Source organism: Pseudoflavonifractor phocaeensis (assembly GCF_021531375.1).
GTDB lineage: Bacteria > Bacillota > Clostridia > Oscillospirales > Oscillospiraceae > Lawsonibacter > Lawsonibacter phocaeensis_B.
This window is the reverse complement of sequence record NZ_JADYTU010000008.1, coordinates 13,829-32,728: the sequence shown is the minus strand read 5'-3', so window position 1 is coordinate 32,728 and position 18,900 is coordinate 13,829. Positions and strand designations below refer to the sequence as shown.

15 protein-coding genes are annotated in these 18,900 nt (G+C 63.9%); 7 read left to right on the top strand and 8 right to left on the bottom strand.

Going from position 1 to position 18,900, the window contains the following annotated elements; genetic code table 11:
• Nucleotides 1–89: 89 nt before the first annotated feature.
• Nucleotides 90–533 (bottom strand): HAD family hydrolase, encoded by a 444-nt coding sequence (locus I6E39_RS04680; protein WP_235380460.1) that lies wholly within the window; start codon nt 531–533, stop codon nt 90–92.
• A 344-nt stretch (nt 534–877) separates the two neighbouring features.
• Between I6E39_RS04680 and I6E39_RS11130 the strand changes: the two genes are divergently transcribed.
• The 5 genes from I6E39_RS11130 (at nt 878) to I6E39_RS04660 (ending at nt 4,660) form a co-directional block, all read left to right on the top strand.
• Nucleotides 878–1,060 carry a hypothetical protein gene (locus I6E39_RS11130; RefSeq protein ID WP_338127115.1) on the top strand — a complete coding sequence of 61 codons (183 nt, stop codon included), beginning with the start codon at nt 878–880 and terminating at the stop codon, nt 1,058–1,060.
• Entirely contained in the window at nt 1,021–2,262 is a 1,242-nt protein-coding gene (locus I6E39_RS04675) for an MATE family efflux transporter (RefSeq protein WP_338127114.1), read from the top strand. Before I6E39_RS11130 ends, I6E39_RS04675 begins: the two co-directional genes overlap by 40 nt.
• 158 nt (nt 2,263–2,420) lie before the next feature.
• The gene (locus I6E39_RS04670) at nt 2,421–2,954 is read left to right on the top strand and encodes a CarD family transcriptional regulator (RefSeq protein ID WP_235380459.1); all 534 of its coding nucleotides are present in this window, start codon (nt 2,421–2,423) and stop codon (nt 2,952–2,954) included.
• A 30-nt stretch (nt 2,955–2,984) separates the two neighbouring features.
• On the top strand, nt 2,985–3,608 hold the full coding sequence (locus I6E39_RS04665; protein ID WP_235380458.1) for a cytidylate kinase-like family protein: 624 nt from the start codon (nt 2,985–2,987) through the stop codon (nt 3,606–3,608).
• Between the two features lie 128 nt (nt 3,609–3,736).
• Nucleotides 3,737–4,660 carry a DMT family transporter gene (locus tag I6E39_RS04660; RefSeq protein ID WP_235380457.1) on the top strand — a complete coding sequence of 308 codons (924 nt, stop codon included), beginning with the start codon at nt 3,737–3,739 and terminating at the stop codon, nt 4,658–4,660.
• 74 nt (nt 4,661–4,734) lie between these two features.
• Here I6E39_RS04660 and I6E39_RS04655 read toward each other — a convergent pair whose 3' ends face one another.
• The 6 genes from I6E39_RS04655 to ylxM all read right to left on the bottom strand — a co-directional run bounded on the left by I6E39_RS04655 (nt 4,735) and on the right by ylxM (nt 9,066).
• A complete protein-coding gene (locus I6E39_RS04655; RefSeq protein ID WP_235380456.1) occupies nt 4,735–5,910 on the bottom strand; it encodes an AI-2E family transporter in 1,176 nt (391 codons plus the stop codon).
• Nucleotides 5,911–5,953: 43 nt separating this feature from the next.
• Nucleotides 5,954–6,451, bottom strand: coding sequence for a ribosome maturation factor RimM (rimM, locus tag I6E39_RS04650; RefSeq protein WP_235380455.1), 498 nt, complete (start codon nt 6,449–6,451; stop codon nt 5,954–5,956).
• 303 nt (nt 6,452–6,754) lie between these two features.
• The gene (locus I6E39_RS04645; protein ID WP_235380454.1) at nt 6,755–6,985 is read right to left on the bottom strand and encodes a KH domain-containing protein; all 231 of its coding nucleotides are present in this window, start codon (nt 6,983–6,985) and stop codon (nt 6,755–6,757) included.
• A gap of 20 nt (nt 6,986–7,005) precedes the next feature.
• A complete protein-coding gene (gene rpsP, locus I6E39_RS04640) occupies nt 7,006–7,245 on the bottom strand; it encodes a 30S ribosomal protein S16 (protein WP_235380453.1) in 240 nt (79 codons plus the stop codon).
• Between the two features lie 66 nt (nt 7,246–7,311).
• Nucleotides 7,312–8,697, bottom strand: a complete 1,386-nt coding sequence (gene ffh / locus I6E39_RS04635) for a signal recognition particle protein (RefSeq protein ID WP_235380452.1) — start codon at nt 8,695–8,697, stop codon at nt 7,312–7,314.
• Between the two features lie 3 nt (nt 8,698–8,700).
• A complete protein-coding gene (ylxM, locus tag I6E39_RS04630; RefSeq protein WP_235380451.1) occupies nt 8,701–9,066 on the bottom strand; it encodes a YlxM family DNA-binding protein in 366 nt (121 codons plus the stop codon).
• Between the two features lie 456 nt (nt 9,067–9,522).
• On the opposite strand from ylxM, the gene I6E39_RS04625 reads away from it, so the two are divergent.
• Nucleotides 9,523–16,695, top strand: coding sequence for a GH36-type glycosyl hydrolase domain-containing protein (locus tag I6E39_RS04625; RefSeq protein ID WP_235380450.1), 7,173 nt, complete (start codon nt 9,523–9,525; stop codon nt 16,693–16,695).
• Between the two features lie 46 nt (nt 16,696–16,741).
• Here the strand turns inward: I6E39_RS04625 and I6E39_RS04620 are convergent, their stop codons facing one another.
• Nucleotides 16,742–17,368, bottom strand: coding sequence for a class I SAM-dependent methyltransferase (locus tag I6E39_RS04620; protein WP_235380449.1), 627 nt, complete (start codon nt 17,366–17,368; stop codon nt 16,742–16,744).
• A gap of 247 nt (nt 17,369–17,615) precedes the next feature.
• Here I6E39_RS04620 and yfmF point away from each other — a divergent pair, with 247 nt between their 5' ends.
• Nucleotides 17,616–18,899 (top strand): EF-P 5-aminopentanol modification-associated protein YfmF, encoded by a 1,284-nt coding sequence (gene yfmF / locus I6E39_RS11055; protein WP_268842189.1) that lies wholly within the window; start codon nt 17,616–17,618, stop codon nt 18,897–18,899.
• Nucleotide 18,900 lies beyond the last annotated feature (1 nt).

Here is an 18,900-nt window from a genome sequence, read left to right as displayed (position 1 = left end):
CGGCCGGGCAAGACCGCCGCCGGGCATAAACCTGCTCTTGAGTGTAACACAGATACTGGAAAAAAGCAATGCTTCCGGGGCGGCAGGCTTCAGCCCTCCACCCGGCGGGTCATGGCGCCGTAGTCCTCGATGACCTGGTCCGCCATGGCCTGGAGTTCGGGTGGGTGTCCCGGTCCCACCAGGACCACAGGAAAACCTGCCGCCTTCAGAACGGGGACCATGTCCTCCCTGGCGGTAAAGACCGCCGTGGCGGGCAGGGCGGTCCGCAGCCGCCGCACCGCTTTTTCATAGAGGGCAGGGGCCGTGACGGAGACCCCATGCTCAGGGGCGGACAAAATGCCCCGAAAGAAGGGGGACAGGCCGCTGTGGTCCAGAACCCGGCGGGCCTGGGCCGAGGAACCCCCGGTGACCAGGTACATCCAGACGTCCTCCACCTTCATCAGAGAGAGGAAGGGGTCCAGTCCGGGCAGGGAAGCCCCGGCCCGGTCCAGCAGGGCTCCGTCAAGGTCAAAAATCGCGCCTTGCAGTCTCATGGCAGTTTCCAGCCCGCTGAGGGGCGTTGTCCTTTCTGAAATATGGATTCCATGCCGCACACTCCCGTCATGGCCACCCAGAACAGGGGAGGGGGCTGCTGATATTATATCAGATTTTGCCCGCAAAATCGCCATAGGAGAAAAAACTTGACAAAATCAAAATTTTTTTCTAAAATATAGCTGTTGTGTAGCAGAAATGCGTAAGTCCGAACCGGACTTGCGCATTTCTTTTTTTGTTGCGCAAACCAAAATTCAAATGGGGAATGCGCCGAGTTCTGCTCCGAGGTGCGTTGGGCCCCATGGAGTTTTGCGCGGCATTCGATTCATAGGAGGAAGATCATAGCATGGAACAAGAGAACAATCAATTTTTGGTCACCGAGCGGGTGGGGAAGCTGATGCTGAAGTTCGCGGTCCCCTGTGTCATATCCCTGCTGGTGGCGGCCCTCTACAACATTGTGGACCAGGCTTCATCGGTTGGGGCGTGGGCATGCTGGGCAACGGAGCCACCAACGTGGTCTTTCCCCTGACGGTAGCGGCGCTGGCCGTGGCCACCATGATCGGGGACGGCGCCTGCTCCTTCGTCAGTATCAGCCTGGGCCGCCGGGACCAGGAGAGCGCCCACCGCACCGTGGGCAACGCCGTGGTCCTTGCCCTGGGCAGCGGTCTGGTCCTGGCTGCGGTCTATCTGGCGGCCAGAGATCCCATCCTGCGCCTATTCGGCGCCACGGAGAGCAATTACGCCTATGCCTGGGACTACTTCACCTGGATCAGCCTGGGCATTCCCTTCTATATGTTCGGCCAGACCATGAACCCCATCATCCGCTCCGACGGCAGCCCCCAGTTTGCCATGATATCCACCCTGGCGGGAGCGGTTGCCAACGTGATCCTGGACCCCATTGCCATCTTTGTATTGGGCTGGGGCGTAAAGGGAGCGGCCATTGCCACCGTGGCGGGCCAGATCATCACGGCTGGGCTGGCGCTCTGGTACCTGGGCCGGATGAAGGCGGTGCGGCTGAGACGGGGCAGTTTCCCGCTGCGCGCGTCGCTGATGGGGAAATTTATCCCCCTGGGCTTCTGCAGCTTTTTAAGCCAGATCTCCCTGGTCATCGCCATGGCCACTACCAACAATATGCTGCGGCTCTACGGCGGACAGTCTATCTATGGAGAGGATATTCCCCTGACGGTGCTGGGCATCGTAATGAAGGTGTTCCAGATCGTCATCTCCATCGTGATCGGAATGGCGGCGGGCTGTATCCCTGTGGTGGGCTTCAACTTCGGCGCCCGGCGGTTTGAACGGGTCCGGGAGCTGATGTGGAAGCTGCTGTCCGCCGAGGCGGTTCTGGGCGTGATCTCCTTTGTGCTGGTGGAGGCCTTTCCCCGGCAGCTGATCGGGCTTTTTGGCAGCGAGAGCCAGCTGTACGAGCAGTTTGCCGTCCTCACCTTTCGGATCTACCTGTGTATGATCGTGCTGGCCTGCGTCAACAAGGCTTCCTTCATTTTCCTGCAATCCCTGGGGAAACCGATCCAATCCACCTTTTTGTCCCTGTTCCGGGAAGTGATCCTGGCGGTCCCCCTGGTAGTGCTGCTGCCCCGGGCCTTTGGACTGATGGGTGTGCTGTATTCCATGCCGGTGTCCGATGTGGCGGCCTTTTTCGCGTCGGTCTGGATCGTCCTTCAGACAGACCGGCAGCTGAAGAAGGCAATCGCCGCGGAAAAAGCCAAAACATAACAAAAACAAGGGAATCACAAAAATTTTTCTTACATCTCCTGTGAAAATATGCTATATTTTAATTAAAACAGCGTGTGGTTTACAGGAGTGCGCCCCGGAAGGGACAGTGTAAGCCGCACGTTGCTGTCATTGACAGAAACAGCAGGAGGTGTGGACAGATGTATCAGGTAGGAGCGCTGATCGTCTATGGCGCGGAGGGCGTCTGCCGGGTGGAGTCCGTAGGCCCGCTGGAGATGCGGGGAGCCCAGAAGGGGACCAGCTACTATACTCTGGCCCCCCTGTTCCGGGCGGGAAAGATCTTCACGCCGGTGGATACCACGGTCTATACCAGACCGGTCATGACCCGGGAGGAGGCGGAGGCCCTCATCGACCGGATCCCGGAGATCCCGGCGGAAGTTTATGAGAGCAACAACCCCCGCCTGCTCAACGAGCACTACCAGGCATTGCTGAAGAGCTATGACTGCGTGGACTTGGTGCGGCTGATCCGGGCCATCTACGCCAAGGGCCGGGGTGCGGCACAGCGGGGGCGGCATCTGGGCCAGGTGGATGAGCGGACCTTCAAACGGGCCCAGGATATGCTCCACGGGGAACTGGCCGCGGCCCTGGGCATTGCTCCGGACCGGGTGGCGGAGTATATCAGCCGCCGGGTGGAAGAACTGGAGCAGAGCAGCGTTCGGGAAGAAAAGAACTGAACGGCAGGAACTGTCAAGGAGGAACACTTTATGGAGAAGAAGATCATTACCGTCAGCCGGGAATTTGGCAGCGGCGGTCGGAGCATCGCCAAGGAGCTGGCCAACCGGCTGGGCTGGAGCTATTACGACAAGGAACTGGTGAAGGAGGTGGCGGCCAAGACCGGCTTCGACCCTGCCTTCATTGAGGACCGGGGAGAGTTTGCCTCCACCGGCAGCATCCTGTCCTATGTCCTCTCGGGCCAGGGAACGCCGGGGGTTATGAAGGGCATGTCCGCCTCCGACTTTCTGTGGTGCATCCAGAGGGATGTGATCGCGGAGCTGGCGGAGAAAGGCAACTGCGTCATCGTGGGCCGCTGCGCCGACTATATTTTGCGGGAGCGGGAGGACTGCTTCCACGTCTTTGTCCACGCGCCCATGGCCTTCCGGGCGGAGCGTATCGTCCGCCTGTACGGCCAGTCGGAACGGAGCCCGGAGCAGCGCCTCCAGGACAAAGACAAAAAGCGCAGGGTCAACTATAAACACTATACCGGCAGGGACTGGGGCGTGTGCCAGAATTATCATCTGTCCCTGGACAGCCAGGCGCTGGGCGTGGAGCGGTGCCCGGACATTATTTTGGCCGCTGCCGGCCTGTCGGGCGAAAAAAAGGAAAATTGAGACTGGCTTTTTCCGGCAGAATCAAGTATACTTGCTTTTGTCTGCTGACAAAGCGTTTCTGGATCAAAGGTCCGGACCGCGGCGCGGTCCGGACCTTTTTGTATGCTGCAATTGGGAGAGGATATGTTATGGACAAACGGGCGCTGGGCCACCTGGCCGCTCTGTTTACGGTTTTGAATTGGGGCACTACCTTCATCGCCACCAAGATCCTGCTGCGGGCCTTTACCCCGGCGGAGATCCTGATTTTCCGCTTTGTCTTGGGTGTGGCGGCCCTGTTCGTGGCCTGTCCCCATCTGCTTCGGGTGCGGGACCGGCGGCAGGAGCTGACCTTTGCCGCCGCCGGCTTGACGGGAGCCTGTCTCTACTATCTGATGGAAAATATCGCCCTGTCCTATACCACGGCCGCCAACGTCGGGGTCATCGTCACCGCCGCCCCCTTGTTCACTGCCCTCTTCGCCTGGGCGGCGGGCAAGGAGGAGGGGCGGCCCAGCGTCCGGTTCTTCCTGGGCTTCGTCACCGCCATGGCGGGCATCTGCCTCATCAGCTTTCCGAGCCTGTCCGCGGTGTCTCTGGACTGGCGGGGCGATCTGCTGGCTTTGGGGGCTGCGGCGGTATGGGGGGTGTACTCCCTGCTGGTCCGGCAGATCGGGACCTACGGCTACTCGGTGCTCCAGACCACCCGGCGCACCTTCCTGTACGGTCTGGTCTTTATGCTCCCCGCTGTCTTTCTGATGGATTTTCGGTGGGGGCTGGAGCGGTTTGCCGACCCGCTCTACACGGGGACCTTCCTCTATCTGGGCATCGGGGCCTGCGCCCTGTGTTTCGTTACCTGGGGCTTTGCCGTGGGTGTGCTGGGTGCAGTGAAGACCAGCGTGTACATCTATCTCTCACCGGTCATCACCTTGGTCTGCTCAGCGGCAGTCCTCCACGAGTCCATGACCCCCGCCTCCCTGGGAGGCGCGGTCCTGACTCTGCTGGGCCTGATCCTGTCCCAGTGGGACGCTCTGCGGGGGAAGAGAACGGCGGAAGAGAAGGTGGAGCGATTAGCTTGAGCGCTCCCTTTGGCATTATTTGGGTTGCGATAAAAAACGCACTGAGTATCATGATACTCAGCGCGTTTTTTATGTCATTCAGGCCGCTCCGGGTCATCTGCCGGAGCCTTTGACGGAATGTCCTCAGGGAGAGATGCGGTCCGCTTTCTCACGTCCTCCCGCACCATTTGGTAGCAGGCGGCGGCCAGGGGGACGGCCAGCAGCATACCGAAGATGCCCAGAATACCGCCGCCCACGGTGACGGCAACCAGCACCCAGATGCCGGGCAGACCGATGGAGGAGCCTACCACCTTGGGGTAGATCAGGTTGCCCTCCAGCTGCTGGAGTACCACGATGAATACCAGAAACAGCAGGGCCTTGACCGGGGAGACGGTGAAGATCATAAAGGCGCCCACCCCCGCGCCGATGTAGGCGCCCGCCACCGGGATCAGCGCGGTGAAGCCGATCAGGGCTCCCACCATAGTGGCGTAAGGGAAGCGGAACAGCAGCATCCCAGCCATGCACAGCAGGCCCAGGATCACCGCCTCGGTACACTGGCCCACCAGGAAGCGGCGGAAGCAGCCGTTCAAGGTCCGCAGGAAATACATCAGCCGTTCGTACCAGCCGGGCTTCAGATAGGTCCGCAGCAGCAGGGAGGCTTGGCGGCTCAACCGCTCCTTGTCCATCAACAGATAGATGGAGAAGATCAGACTGATGACGGAGGTAAAGGCGGCGGAGAACAGGGAGGAAAACAGAGAGAGGACCGAACCCATGACGCCGCCCAACCCCTGGCCCAGCCATTTCAGGGCGGTTGACAGGGCCTCCCGCCAGTCTACGGTGCCGTCGGTGAGGGCGGCGCCGTAGGAATTGAGGATCAGGGACAGATCCAGATTCTTGTTCAGCAGTACGCCCAACTCCTCCGCCAGGGGGGCGGCCTTTTGGAGCAGCAGCCCCACGCACTGCACCAGCTCCGGCAGGATCATTCGGACGATCAGAAAGACCAGACCGGCCAAGCTGGCAAAGGCCAGCAGCAGACAGACGGGGCGGCGGATTCCGGCGGCGGCTCCGGCCCCGCGGGGGAAGCAGTGCCGCTCATAAAAGCTCATCAGGATATTGACCGCGTAGGCGATGACACCGCCAAGCAGAAGGGGGGAGGCGGCTCCCACCGCCAGGGAAGCCAGGTGGCAGAAGGGTCCCCAATAGTGGATCGCCAGATACAGGATAAACAGAGTGACTCCACACCGGAGCCAAAGCTTCCATTCTTGCTTCATAGTGACCTCCGGGATCACGGAAAACTCGGGGGACTGGGGCGGCTTACAGGCCCTCCATCATGTTGACCCGCAGATAGCCGCCCTCCACATTGGTCTCGGCGATAAACTGGGGGACGGCGGGGACCAGGATCTCACGCTCACCGCCCCGGACCACATAGACGTTGTTGGCGGGCAGGTTCATGATGTCGGCGATCTTGCCCAGCACCTTGCCGGACTGGGCGTCCCGGACTTCCAGCCCCATGAGATCGGCCAGGAAGAAGCTGCCCTCAGGCAGGGCCGCGTCCTTCCGGTCAATATACAGGATGGCGTTCCGCATGGACAGGGCACTGGGCACGTCGGTGACCCCCTCCAGCTTCAGGATGACCATGTTTTTGTGAACTCTGGCCCGCTCCACCTTGATGGGCCAGTGGGCCTGGTCTACATACAGGGTCTTGAACTGGCACAGAAATTCCGGAGAGTCCGCCCAGGGCTGGACCCGTACTTCGCCCATGATGCCGTGGGTGTTGGTGATCTTTCCCACTTCCAGATATTGTTCCGGCATATTATGATCCTCCGTTGTGGTAAGTTGTATATGATGTGATGTGTAAATTTTAGTTTATGGATGTATTATGGGGCGTCGGGGACGCCGCCCCCTACGCACGGTTCACAATATGGCTTCGTAGGGGGCGGCCTCTGGACGCCCCGTCCGTAGGGCGGCCCCTTGGGGCCGCCGCCAAAATACGGCGGGGGCAAGCCCCCGCCCTACCAAGCCCTCACCCTACATGAAACGATAAACTAAAATTTACACTTGATTGAAGTAATTCAGATAAAACAAAGGCGCAGGAAAACTACCTGCGCCTTTGTTTTAGTCTACGATCTCCACAGAGACGCGTTTTCCGGACCGCTGAGCCACAGAGCGGATCAGGACACGAATCTCCTTGGCGATGCGGCCCTGGCGGCCGATCACCTTGCCCATGTCCTCAGGGGCGACCCGCAGCTCCAGAACGGTCTCTCCATCGCCCTCGACCTCGTTGACGGAGACCTGTTCGGGGTGCTCCACCAGGTTCTGGGCCACGTAGGTCAGAAGCTCTTTCATTGCGTGTAAAACCTCCAGCCTTACAGCGCGCCGGCCTTTTTCAGCAGGTCACGGACGGTCTCGGTGGGCTGAGCGCCGGTCTTGATCCAGGCCTGAGCGCGGTCCACGTCCACCTTCAGCTCGGCGGGGGTGACAACGGGATTGTAAGTGCCGATCTCCTCGATGAAACGGCCGTCGCGGGGATAACGGGAGTCAGCCACCACGATGCGGTAGAAGGGAGCCTTCTTGGCGCCCATACGACGCAGTCTGATTTTAACCATTTATATTCACCTCCAAATGTGTTTGTAAATTTTATATGGAAAGCGCCCGCGGCGCTTCACCAACGATCAAAAGGGCATCCCAGGCATTCCGCCCATTCCGGGGAAACCTCCCCGGCCGCCTTTTTTGCCCATCATCTTCCGCAGATTTTTGGGCAGCTTGCCGCCGGAGAACTGCTTTGTCATGGCCTGGAGCATCTCAAACTGCTTCAGCAGACGGTTCACGTCCACCACCTGGGTGCCCGAGCCGGCGGCGATGCGCTTTTTCCGGCTGGAATTGAGGACGTTGGGGTTCTCACGTTCGTAGGGAGTCATGGACAGGATGATGGCCTCCATCTGCTGAAGAAGCTTCTCGTCCATGGTGGCCCCCTCCAGATCGGAGGCCTTGACGCCGGGGAGCATCCCGGCGATCTCTGTCAGAGAGCCCATGTTCTTCAGCTGGGTCATCTGGTCGTAGAAATCAGTGAGCGTGAATTTGTTTTTCCGCAGCTTCTCCTGAAGCTCCAGGGCCTTTTGCTGGTCAAAGCTCTGCTCCGCCTTCTCAATGAGGGAGAGCATGTCGCCCATGCCCAGAATGCGGCTTGCCATCCGGTCGGGGTGGAACACCTCGATCTGGTCCAACTTCTCGCCCATGCCCACAAACTTGATGGGCTTCCCGGTGACAGCCTTAATGGACAGGGCCGCGCCGCCTCGGGCGTCGCCGTCCAGCTTGGTCAGCACCACGCCGTCGATGTCCAGGGCGTCGTCAAAGGCCTTGGCGGCGTTCACCGCGTCCTGGCCGATCATAGCGTCCACCACAAGCAGGATCTCGGTGGGGTTGACGGCGGCTTTGATGTTCCGCAGCTCGTCCATCAGCTCCTCGTCCACATGGAGCCGGCCGGCGGTGTCCAGGAACACCATGTCGTTGCCGTGCTTGACCGCATGCTCCACGGCAGCCTTGGCAATGTCCACCGGATCGGTCTGTCCCATCTGGAAAACGGGGATGCCTAACTGCTCGCCCACGACCTCCAACTGCTTGATGGCGGCTGGGCGGTAGATATCACAGGCGGCCAGCAGAGGCCGCTTGCTGTTTTGCTTTTTCATCAGGCCGGCCAGCTTGGCTCCGTTGGTGGTCTTGCCGGCGCCCTGAAGACCCACCATCATGATCACCGTGGGGGGCTTGGAGGCAATGGTCAGCTTGGCGCTGGTGCCGCCCATCAGCTCGGTTAACTCCTGGTTGACGATCTTGATGATCATCTGGGCGGGGGAGAGGGCTTCCAGTACATCGGCCCCTACCGCCTTTTCGGTGACCTGGGCGATGAACTGTTTGACCACCTTGTAGCTGACGTCGGCCTCCAGCAGAGCCAGACGGATCTCACGCATGGCCTCCTTGACGTCGGCCTCGGACAGCCGGCCCTTGCCCCGCAGCTTTTTAAAGGCCGCGGACAGCTTTTCGGAAAGTCCTTCAAATGCCATGGGTTACTCCTTCAAAAGGACGTCGGCGGTGTCCCGGATGCGGAGGGAGAGGCCCTCCATCTCCTCGTCGTCACGCCGGGCGGCCAGATCGGCCAACTGCTGGGCGTCGTCCCGCACCTGCCGGAGCTGCTCCGTCATGGTGTGGAACCGCTTGATGAGCCCGGTCTTGTCCTCCAGATCGGTGAGGATGGCCTCGGCCCGGACGATGACGTCCCGGACCCCCTGGCGGGTGATGTTGTAATTCTCCGCGATCTCCCCCAGGGACAGGTCCTCATTGTAGTAGAGGTCGTAGAACTCCTTTTGCCGGTCCGTCAGCACATCGCCGTAAAAATCGAACAGCATGGCCATGCGGTACGCCTGGTTTTTCATAGCTCCCGACCTCCTTAAACTCAAAAATGTAAAGCTGATTAACTTTACAAACGGAATCATAGCACATTTCGTTCTGTTTGTCAAGCCAAATTCCTTGTCAACCAATGACCCCACCTTTGGTATATTCACCCAGAGACAGGGGAAAACTGAACCGAAATGAACGAAGGATAAATTTTAGTTTTAGTTTATGGATGTATTATGGGGCGTCGGGGACGCCGCCCCCTACGCACGGTTTACAATATGGCTTCGTAGGGGGCGGCCTCTGGACGCCCCGCCCGTAGGGCGGCCCTTTGGGGCCGCCGTCAAAATGGCAGCCGTCAGACGGCGGGGGACGATTCCCCCGTCGGGGGGAAATGGCCGAAGGCCAAAAGGGGGAGGAATAAGCCCCCGCCCTACCAAGCCCTCACCCTACATGAAACGATAAACTAAAATTTATTCGTTTCCGGGAGGTATTCCATGTCCAACACACTAAACGTCCCAATGGACGACGCACATTTGAGAAACCATGCAATGAACGCGGCCCGGGAACTGAAACCGTGGGGCGCTGTCTCCGTCAGAGAGCTGGAGCGCACCATCCGCGCCTCCCTGATACAGACGGAGGCGTGCTGCCGCCGGCTGATCCAATGGAGCGCCGGCCGGACCACGCTGCCCCCGGCGGTGGAATGGCTGCTGGACAACCGCTATCTGGCTGTGCGGGAGGGGCGGGAGGCCGTGCTGGCCTTTCGCCGGGGCCGTCCCCTCCGTGGGGCGAAGGGGGGCGGCAGTCTGCTCTGGCGCTGCGCCCAGGGACTGCTGTGGGCAGCCCCCGACCTGGACAGCGGGCGGGTAGCCCGGTATCTGGACGCGTTCCAGGGGGAGCGGCCCTTGACCGAGCGGGAATTGTCACTGATGGTCCCCGCCCTGGCCGGCGTACTGGTCCAGCGTCTGGCTGACCTGTGCGGCAATGTTGAGGCTTTAACGGCGGGAAAGGGGGACGCGCGGGATTTTGAGACGCTGTTTTCCGCCTTGCGGGCCCTGTCCTCCGCCAACTGGGGGCCGGTGCTGGAGAATGCCAGCCGGGTGGAGGCCATCCTGCGCCAGGACCCCTCGGGCCACTACCCCCACATGGACGAGGACAGCCGCCGCCGCTACCGCCAGCGGGTATGCCGTCTGGCCAGACGGTACCGTATGGAGGAGAGCCAGGCGGCCCGCCGCGCCCTGGATCTGGCCCGGAAGGGGGAAGGCGCCCGGCGCCACATCGGCTGGTATCTCTACCGCCAGCCCCTGGGACGGAGAGAGTACCTGCCTTCCGGGGCGGGCTATATCTGGGCGGTGTGCGGCCTGTCCCTGCTGGCGGCCCTGGCGCTTGGGATCTGGGCGGGCTCCTTTGCCATCGCCGTGCTTCTGCTGTTCCCCCTGTCCGACATCGTGAAAAATACCCTGGATTTCGCTCTGGTCCGGCTGGTGCCTCCCCGTCCGGTGCCCCGGATGGAGCTGCGGGAGGGAATCCCAACCGAAGGCCGGACTCTTTGTGTCGTGGTGGCCCTGCTCACCGGGGAGGACAGCGGTCCCAAGCTGGCCACACTCCTGGAACGGTACCGCCTTGCCAACCGGGACGCGGGGGAGGAGCTGCGCTTTGGCATCCTGGCCGATCTGCCCGACAGCGGGACCCCCATGGGGGAGGAGGGATGCGTCTGGAAAGACAGCGCCAAACGGGCGGTGGAGGCGCTGAACGAGACATACGGCGGGGGCTTCTATCTCTTCTTCCGCCGGCCTCAGTTCAGCCCCCGGGACGAGCGGTATATGGGCTGGGAGCGGAAGCGCGGGGCCTTGCTCCAGCTGGTCCGCCTGCTGAAGGACCGGCCCACCGGTCTGGAGGTGGAGGCGGGGGACCGGGAGGCGCTGAAGGGCACCCGGTTTGTCATTACCCTGGACTCGGATACCAGCCTGAACGTGGGCACCGCTCGGGAACTGGTGGGAGCCATGCTCCATCCGCTGAACCAGCCGGTGGTGGACCGAAAGCGGCGGATCGTGACGTCGGGCCACGGGCTGTTCCAGCCCCGGGTGGCGGTGGATCTGGAGGCGGCCAACCGTTCCTTCTTCTCCCGGGTCTTTGGCGGCCTGGGAGGTGTGGACCCCTACGGCTCCACCGCCAGCGACGTGTACCACGACCTCTTTGACCAGGGGACCTACACCGGAAAAGGCATCTTCCAGGTGGACGCCTTTTATACCTGCCTGGACCGCCGCTTCCCCGACAACGCCGTTTTGTCCCATGACCTGCTGGAGGGCAGCTATCTGCGGGCGGGCCTGCTGGGGGAGGTGGAGCTTACCGACGGCTGCCCCTGGAAGGTGTACAGCTACTTTGCCCGCCTCCACCGCTGGGTCCGGGGGGACTGGCAGCTGCTGCCCTGGCTGCCGCGCCGGGTGCCCGACGGCCGGGGCGGGAAGGAGGACAACCCCCTGACCCCGCTGGCCCGGTGGAAGATCTTTGACAACCTGCGCCGGTCCCTGTCTCCAGTGTTCACCCTGACCGCCCTGGTGCTGGGTATCTGCCGGTGGGACGCGGCCTTTGCCTGGGCGGGGGGCATCGCCGTGGTGGCCGCCGCCTCCAATCTGCTGCTGTCCGGGGCCGAGCTGGCCGCCCGGCGGCGAAGCGGCAGACACCGGCGCTACCACTCCACCGTCATCGCCGGACTGGCGGGGGCGGTGCTCCAGACCGCCCTCCAGCTGCTGTTCCTGCCCTACCACGCCTATATCTCCGCCACCGCCGCCTGCACCGCCCTGTGGCGTATGGGAGTCTCCCACCGGGACCTGCTGGCCTGGGTGACAGCGGCCCAGACGGAAAAGGGGAAGGACGGCCTGTGGTCCTGCTTCAAAGCCCTGTGGTTCTCCGTGGCGGTGGGGCTGTTCACCCTGATCTTTGCCCGGCTGCGCCTGGGGATGGCGGTGGGCTTCCTGTGGATGCTGGCTCCCGCCCTGGCCTGGGCGATGAGCCAGCCCGCCGCCGGGCGGACGAAGCTGTCCCCCGCCGACCGGGCCTTCCTCCTCCACGAGGCCACCCTGATCTGGCGGTATTTTGCCGACTTCCTCCGGCCAGAGGACCACTGGCTGCCGCCGGATAACTGGCAGGAGCAGCCCGGCCCCCTGCTGGCCCGGCGGACCTCCCCCACCAACATCGGCCTGGCCCTGCTGTCCGCCATGGCGGCGGCGGATCTGGACCTGCTGCCCCGAAAACGGGCGGTGGAGCTGATCGCCCATATTCTGGACACGGTGGAGGGGCTGGACAAGTGGAGGGGGCACCTGTACAACTGGTACGACACCGGCTCCCTGCGTCCCCTTCACCCCCGGTATGTGTCCACGGTGGACAGCGGCAACCTGCGGGGCTGCCTCATCGCCCTGCGGGAGGGCCTGTACGAGTGGGAAGAAGGGGAGTTGGCCCGCCGGGCGGGGGAGCTGGCTGAGGCCATGGACTGCGCCCCTCTCTATGACCGGGAGCGGAAACTATTTTCCATCGGCTATGAGGCGGAGCGGGACAAGCTCACTGACGGGTACTACGACCTGATGGCCAGCGAGGCCCGGCAGACCAGCTATATCGCCGTGGCCCGGGGCGAGGTGGAGCCCCGGCACTGGCGGCGGCTGGGCCGGATGCTGCTGGGGGACAACGACTACAGCGGCATGGCCTCCTGGACCGGCACCATGTTTGAATACTTCATGCCCAACCTGCTGCTGCCCTGCGAGCCCAACTCCTTCCTCTATGAGACCCTGGCCTTCTGCGTCTATGCCCAGAAGCGGCGGGGAAGCCGGACCGGGACCCCCTGGGGCATCTCCGAGTCGGGGTTTTACGCCTTCGACCCGGCCATGAATTACCAGTACAAGGCCCACGGAGTTCAGGCCCTGGGGCTGAAGCGGGGGCTGGACTCCGAGCTGGTGGTCTCCCCCTACTCCTCCTTCCTGGCCCTGCTGCTGGCCCCCCGCAGTGCCCTGCGGAATCTGCGCCGTCTGCGGGACATGGGGCTGGAGGGCCGCTGCGGCCTGTACGAGGCGGTGGACTACACCCCCTCCCGCCTGCCCGCCGGAGAAACCTACGAGGTGGTCCGCTCCTATATGGCCCACCACCTGGGCATGAGCCTTGTGGCGGTGGACAACGTCCTCCGGGACAACATCATGCAGCGCCGCTTCATGAGGGACCGGGACATGGCCGCCTACCGGGAGCTGCTCCAGGAGCGGGTGCCCGTGGGCGCGCCGGTCATGCGCCAGGGGGAGCGGGACATCCCGGAAAAGCCCAAGCCGGCCGCCGGCCCCGGTCTGGAGCGGGCGGGGGAGCGCTGGGGCCGTCTGGAGTCCCGGTGCCATCTGGTGTCCAACGGAAGCTGGTCCGTCCTGGTCCGGGACAATGGCCTCACCGACTCCCGGCTGGGGGAGGACCGGATCACCCTGGCACGGCCGGGGGAGTACTATGGACCGGCGGGGGTATCCTTCTTCTTTCAGGGGGCGGAGGGCCTTGTGGGTCTGACCCCGGCGCCCCTGTACCAGGAGGGGGAGTACCGCTGGGAGTTTTACGCCTCCGGTGCCGCCTGGACGCTGAAGCGGGGAGAGCTGTCCGCCCGGACCGAGCTGTCTGTCCCCCGGCGGGAGAATGGGGAACTGCGCCGGGTTGAGCTGAGCTGGGAGGGCCGGGCTCCTCTGGAGGGAGAGCTGCTGGTATACCTGGAGCCGGTCCTCTGCCCGCTGGCGGATTTTGAGGCCCACCCGGCCTTTTCACGCCTGTTTCTGGAGGGACAGGCCACCGGGGAGGGGGCCGTCTTTCATCGCCGGTCCCGGAGCGGGGGACGGGAGCCTGTCCTGGCTCTGGCCTGGGAGGGGGAGGAGGCCAGCCTGGCTCTGGACCGGAGCGCCGCCCTGGGCCGAGGGGGCCTGCGGGCCCTGCCCTCCCGAAGACAGGGAGAGCTGGGCCGGGGGATCGGCGCGGACCCATGCCTCATGGTCCGCTTCCCCGTTGCCTTGCAGCCCGGGGAGCGGGCGGACTTTGCCATGGCTTTGGCGGTGGGGGACAGCCCCGCCGCGGCTCTGGAGGGAGCCCGCCGGGTCCTCAGGGGGGAAGAGCCGGGCAGTCTGGCTCCGCTGGTCCGGCGGCTGGCCCTGTCGGAGCGCCAGGCCCTGGAGGGCTTTCGGCTGCTGGACAAGCTGGCGGCGGTGGAGGAGGCGCGGGAGCGACCGCCCCAGTCCGCTCTTTGGCCCTTCGGGATCTCCGGTGACCTGCCCATTGCCGCCGGAGCGGTGGCCGGGCGGGAGGAGGGGGAGCAGGCCCTCCTGTGGTGCCGGTGGCACCAGATGCTGACCCGCTCGGGCTATCCCTTTGACCTGGTTTTGCTGGTGGAGGAGGGGGGCGATTACCGCCGTCCCCTGCGTACCGCCATTCTGGAGGGCCTGAAGGAACTGGGAGCCGAGTCCGCCCTGGGAGCTAAAGGCGGCGTCCATCTGGTGGCTTCGGAGGGGACTCCGGCGGTGCTGGCCTGGGCCAAGGCGGTGCTGCCCCTGCCCCGGGAGGAGACGGGGAGCGCGGGGAAAGAAGAGACAGCTCCCCCTCCGCCTGTGAAGCTGTCCTCCGGTCCCGCACCCTGGACGGCGGCGGAGGGCGCCTTCACCATCCGGACCGGAGACCGGCTGCCCCCAGTAGGCTGGAGCCAGATCTTGTGCAACCCGGAGTTTGGCTGGCTTACCGATGAGACGGGAGCGGGCTTTTTGTGGACCGGGGGCAACGCCCGGGAGAGCAGGCTGACCCCCTGGCCCAACGATCCCCTGGCGGTGGGCGGTCCGGAGCGGATCGTCCTGGAGCTGGAAGGAGAGGAGATCTCTGTCTTTGCCGACGGAGACGGCTTTCCCTGCACGGTCACCTACGGCCCCGGCTTCGCCCGGTGGGAAAAGGAACTGAAGGGGGCCTCCCTGACCACCCGGGGTTTCGTCCCGGCGGCGGAGAACTGCCGCATTTTGACCTTTGAGCTGACGGGGACCTCCGGAGTGCTGAAGGTCTGTCCGGCGGGTCGGGAGCCTTTGACCCATCCCCTGTCCCGGGACCTGCCCATGACCCTGGTGACCACCCCCGGGAAACGGGGGCCGGAGTACCGGTTTTCCGCCCGCCGGTATGTCCAGACCTGCCGGGAGACCCTGGATTGGTGGAAGGGCCGGGTGTCCGCCCTGACCGTCGCCACGCCGGACCCGGCTCTGGACCGGTATCTGGGAGGCTGGTGCCTGTACCAGGTCATCGCCTGCCGGCTGATGGCCCGGACCTCCCAATATCAGAACGGCGGGGCTTACGGCTTCCGGGACCAGCTTCAGGATGTGGCCGCCCTGGTGTACACCAGCCCGGACCGGGTCCGGGAGCAGCTCCTGCTGGCCGCATCCCGCCAGTTTGAGGAGGGAGACGTCCAGCACTGGTGGCACCCGCCCAAGGGGGCCGGGGTGCGGACCCGGATCAGCGACGATCTGCTGTGGCTGCCCTGGGTGCTGTGCCGATACTGTACCGTCACCGGGGATTGGGGGGTGTTGGAGGAACCCGTTCCCTATCTGACCTCCCCGCCTCTGGCCGCGGAGGAGATGGAGCGGTACGAGGTGCCCAAAGTCAGCGAAAAAACAGACACCCTGTACCGCCACGCACTGGCCGCTATCCGCCGGGTGTTGGAGCGGGGGCCGGGGGTCCACGGCCTGACCCTCATGGGGGGCGGCGACTGGAACGACGGCATGAACCGGGTAGGCGCGGGAGGCCGGGGAGAGTCGGTGTGGCTCACCTGGTTTCTGGTGGTGGTGCTGCAGGACTTCGCCCCCCTGTGCCGCCGTATGGGGGAGGAGAAAACCGAAGAGGAGCTGCTGGACCGGGCGGAGGAGTATCTGTCTGCCGCCCACCGCTCCTGGGACGGGGCGTGGTACCGCCGTGGCTACTATGACGATGGGAACCCTCTGGGCTCTGCCCAGAGCCGACGGTGCCAGATCGACTCCATCGCCCAGTCCTTTGCCGCCCTGCCCCGGGGGACGGACCGGGCCAGGGCCGACCAGGGGGTGTCCGCCGCTCTGGAGCGGCTCTTTGACCGGGAGCGCCAGGTGGTGCGGCTCTTCGACCCGGCTTTTGACGGCGGAGAGGACCGGGACCCGGGATATATCAAGGGCTACCCCGCCGGCGTCCGGGAGAACGGGGGGCAGTACACCCATGCCGCCGTCTGGCTGGCGCTGGCCTGCTTTCGGCTGGACCGGCCCGGGGACGGCTGGGAGATCCTGAAAGCCCTGCTGCCCGAGCACCACCCGACGGAGCACTACCGGGGGGAGCCCTATGTCATTGCCGCCGATGTGTCCCACGCCCCCGGCCGGGAGGGCCGGGCGGGCTGGAGCTGGTACACCGGGGCGGCGGGTTGGTACTGGCAGGCGGCGGTCCGGGAGCTGCTGGGTCTGGAGGTCCGGGAGGGAGTCCTGCGGGTGGAGCCCCGCCTGCCCCCGGACTGGCCGGGCTATTCCGCCCGTTGGACCCTGCCCGGAGGCCTGCTCCGCATCGAGGTGAAGCGGACGGGCAGTCCTTCCGTCCTGCTGGACGGAGTACCGACACCCCAGGGTGTGGCGCTGCCGGAGATCACGGGAGAACACCGTCTGGAGGTCACGGTTTAAAGAAAAAACCTCCCGCCGGCCAGAGGCCGGCGGGAGGGCGGAGCGGTTATTCTTTTTTCGCGGCGATAAACAGGTTGGGCGGGGCGGGGAAGAGGTTTTCCCGGTCCAGCACGGTGAAGCCGGCCTGGGCGACGGCCTGCTCCAGGCCCTTCATGCGGTAAAAGGCCACATAGGGCATGGAGCCGGTGCGGCTCTTGATGAACTTTTTGATCCCCACTTTGGTGACGGTCTGGCCCAGGCAGTCAGTGGCGGAGAGGAACAAGCCGCCCGGCTTCAGCAGCTCGCGGATGCGGGCCAGCACCTCCCGGGGGTTGTCCACATAGCACAAAACGTTAAAAGCGGTGACCACGTCAAAGCTGCCGGGCTCTAGACAGGGGTCAAACAGGTCGGTCTGGGAGATCTCCACATTGGGGACCTTCAAGGCTTCGGCCTTTTCCTTGGCATGGCGCACCATCTCGTCGGAGATGTCGATGGCCCGGATCTGGGCTACATGGGGGGCCATCTGAAAGGTCACGATCCCGGTGCCGCAGGCGAAATCCAGCACCCGGTCTTGGGGCTTCAGGTACTTCAGGGTGTTGGCCGCTGTCCGGGCATAGGCCTCCTCATAGAACGGGCCGATCTGGGTATCGTAGTTTTGGGAGCGCATATTCCAGAAATCCTTGCAGCTGATCATGGGGGGACACGTCCTTTCCAAAATATAGGCTTGTTAGCCTATTATATCGTATCTTCCGGCAAAAGACCACCGTTCTGAGAAAATTTTCTCCCGCGTCAGACAAAAATCAGGCGTTATTCCCCAGCGGGTCCGTAGGAAATACACTTTACTTTTGGCGGCCAGTCGTGGTATGATAACAAAACCATATTCTGTATGCAGCGAGGGAGGACTTTCCTCGCCATTCCCCCGGAGAAAGGAACATTATTCTATGTCACAAGTGAAGCGCCGGGAGCTGTTCCCCGGCGTGTGGCTGCGTGCAGTCCACACCAATAAATTTAAAAGCGCCTACCTGTCCGTCACGCTGATGTCCCCTCTGGACCCGGAGACCGCCGGGGCCAACGCCCTGATCCCCTCGGTTTTGCGCCGGGGCACCGCGGTCCACCCGGACATGGAGTCCCTGTCCGCCGCGCTGGACGGACTGTACGGCGGAGCCATTGAGCCGGCGGTCCGCAAGAAGGGCGAGACCCAGTGCGTGGGCTTTGCGGCCAGCTTCCTGGACGACGCCTATGCCCTGGAGGGGGAGCAGATCCTGGAACCCGCCGCCGCCCTGCTGGGCGAGGTGCTGCTGAAGCCCTATACCCAGGACGGGGTGTTCAGCCCCGACTACACCGCCGGCGAGAAGGCCAACCTCCTGGACCGCATCCGGGGCCAGATCAACGACAAGCGGACCTACGCCACCCACCGGCTGACCCAGCTCATGTGCGGGGAGGAGGCCTTCGGGGTGGACAAGCTGGGGGACGAGGCCCATGTGGAGGCCATTACCCCCGCTTCCCTGTGGCAGCGGTATCAGCAGCTGCTGCGGGAGGCCGCCGTGGAGGTCTACTACTGCGGCTCTGCCCAGCCCGACCGGGTGGAGGCGGCCATGCGTTCCGCCCTGGCCGGCCTGCCCGTGAACGGGGACCGGCTGGACCCGGACTGCGAGGTCCGCATCTCCGCCGGCCCGGAGCCCCGGGTGGTGGAGGAGGCCATGGACGTGACCCAGGGCAAGCTGGCCATGGGCTTCCGCACCGGCGGTCTGACCTGCTGGGAGGAGGACTACCCTGCTCTGGTGCTGTGCAACGCCATTTTTGGGGGCACCACCCTGTCCAAGCTGTTCCTGAACGTCCGGGAGAAGCTGTCTTTGTGCTATTACGCCAGCTCCGTGCTGGAGAAGATGAAGGGCCTGGTGCTGGTGTCCTCGGGCATCGAGTTTGACAAGTACCAGCAGGCCCGGGACGAGATCCTGGCCCAGCTGGACAACATCCGGTCGGGCAAGATCGAGGACTGGGAGCTGGAGGGGGCCCGCCGTACCGTCATCAGCGGCAATCTGGCCACGCTGGACGACCAGGCCCGCCAGGAGGAATTCTGGCTGGGACAGGCGGCGGCCGGGCTGGACGAGACCGCCGAGGAGCTGGCCGCCCGGTTTGAGGCGGTGACCCGGGAGCAGGTCATGGAGGCCGCCCGGAAGCTGGAACTGGACACCATCTACTTCCTGAAGGGAAAGGAGGACTGAC